This is a genomic window from Oleiphilus sp. HI0117 (assembly GCF_001635235.1).
Genome location: NZ_LWGA01000999.1, coordinates 1 through 1,904, shown reverse-complemented (window position 1 = coordinate 1,904; position 1,904 = coordinate 1). Strand labels below are relative to the sequence as shown.

3 protein-coding genes are annotated in these 1,904 nt (G+C 45.5%); 1 reads left to right on the top strand and 2 read right to left on the bottom strand.

Going from position 1 to position 1,904, the window contains the following annotated elements; all coding sequences use genetic code 11:
• Window positions 1–125: 125 nt before the first annotated feature.
• A complete protein-coding gene (locus A3757_RS17985; RefSeq protein ID WP_068510893.1) occupies window positions 126–467 on the top strand; it encodes a hypothetical protein in 342 nt (113 codons plus the stop codon).
• A gap of 21 nt (window positions 468–488) precedes the next feature.
• Here A3757_RS17985 and A3757_RS17980 read toward each other — a convergent pair whose 3' ends face one another.
• Both A3757_RS17980 and A3757_RS17975 read right to left on the bottom strand, forming a co-directional pair.
• Window positions 489–737: a YheV family putative zinc ribbon protein gene (locus tag A3757_RS17980; protein WP_082865221.1), complete on the bottom strand. Its 249-nt coding sequence runs from the start codon at window positions 735–737 to the stop codon at window positions 489–491.
• Window positions 734–1,904, bottom strand: a 1,171-nt coding sequence (locus tag A3757_RS17975; RefSeq protein WP_197470118.1) for a M3 family metallopeptidase, incomplete at its 5' end; no start/stop codon positions are given. The genes A3757_RS17980 and A3757_RS17975, both read right to left, overlap by 4 nt.

The window sequence follows — 1,904 nt, the reverse complement described above, 5'->3', positions numbered from 1 at the left end:
AACTGGGCACTTATGAAACAGTGACCGACAAATTTATTACTGCCTGCCTTACCTTTACAGCCTCTTCTGCTAGGCTTTCTTATATACAAATATGTCAAAACTGATGTTCTCAGGAGCCAAAGGTCATGCCTAAACCTGCCATTTCAAATGTTATGAATGAGTTTCTCGCGTTTCACGAGCTATTGGATGCGGCTTACTGGGAGGCGTCCTCACTCGAACACAAAGACATTATCTATGACATTATTAGCCAGTTTTCCCAGGAAATTGCCGAGCTTAATAAGCTCAGCATACAAGACCACCATTATCCCTATGAATTTATTACCGAAGGCATTCGACGTATCCCTCCGAAATTAACTAATTTGGAAGATCAGCTTCCTACCATTATCAAACGCACACAAACTATGGCTGATATGAGGGAAGCCTTATCCAATATAATCGCTATATTAGAGGGACAATCTGAAGTTTAGTGGCCTAGCTCAAGCGAACAATTACTTCGGCTTAAGCTCAACAATCTGGACTATCTGAGCCTGCTCGTCATCAGGGCCTGAGGGGATATGATTAACCCGCGTATCAAGCTCTGACATTTCAACTTGTGCTATTTGCTTCTCAGTAAAGTCGCAGGCGACACACTCTTTAAAGGTGCCTTCATCAGATGAATACGTCACTAACTTGTCCATCTCACCGCAACGAGGGCATACGGCACCTGCGATAAAGCGCTTGGTTATCTTCTGCGTCATACCTTGATTCCCGCCTGCTTAAGCAATGGCTCAACACTTGGCTTACGACCGCGGAAGCTGGTAAACATATCAATCGCTTCAATTGAACCACCTACTTCGAGCACTTTTTCTTTATAGTCTTTACCCGTTTGCACGTTAAAGACACCTTCTTCCTCAAAGCGGGAAAACGCATCTGCTGCTAAGACTTCTGCCCACTTATAACTGTAATAACCCGCCGAATAGCCACCAGCAAATATATGGCTAAAGGAGTGGCTAAAACGCGTATATTCTGGCGAATCAATTACCGCAACTCGCTCTCGAACAGACTCCAGCACTGCTTGCACATCGGTGTTATCTGCTTCTGAGTAATCTCTATGCAAGAGGAAGTCAAACAAGGCAAACTCAAGCTGGCGCATCATCATCATGCCACTTTGAAAGTGTTTCGCTGCTAGCATCTTATCCAACATATCCTTCGGCAGCGCTTCTCCTGTTTGGTAGTGACGACTGATCATAGCTATCGATTCTTCCTGCCAGCACCAGTTTTCCAAAAACTGACTTGGCAGTTCAACCACATCCCAAGGCACCCCAGAAATACCTGATACCCCAGCAACATCGACTTTGGTTAACATATGGTGCAAACCATGTCCGAACTCATGGAACAGTGTCGTCACTTCATTGTGAGTTAACAAGCTATCTGCCAGATTACCGCTCTCATCCGCAACAGGCGGTGTAAAGTTACACGCCAAGAAAGCTACCGGCATTTGCACAGAGCCATCGGCCAAACGTCTGCGTGCACGACAGTCTGCCATCCAGGCGCCACCACGTTTGTCTTTTCGGGCATAGATATCCAGATAGAAACCAGCTACTTCTTCACCCTCGCTATAAATGCTGTAATAGCGAGCATCTTGGTGGAAGGTTTTCACCTCAGGGCGCTCTTTGACTTCAATGCCAAACAGTTTCTGAACCACATCAAACATGCCTTGCAGAACCACTGGTGCTGGGAAGTATGGCTTTAACGCTTCTTGCGAAATATCAAAACGAGCCTGTCGAAGCTTTTCGGAATAATAGCCCACATCCCAGGGATTCAGTTCAGCCACACCGAACTCTTCTTTCATATAGGCTTTAAGCTCTTCTACTTCATTTTTTGCGTAATCAATAGCCTTGCCTGCAAGCTGCTCTAAAAACTCA

What these genes read in the sequence shown, in the direction of transcription:
- A3757_RS17985 (WP_068510893.1), top strand. Translation starts at nt 126, where the DNA reads ATGCCTAAACCTGCCATTTCAAATGTTATGAATGAGTTTCTCGCGTTT.
- A3757_RS17980 (WP_082865221.1), bottom strand. Translation starts at nt 737, where the DNA reads ATGACGCAGAAGATAACCAAGCGCTTTATCGCAGGTGCCGTATGCCCT.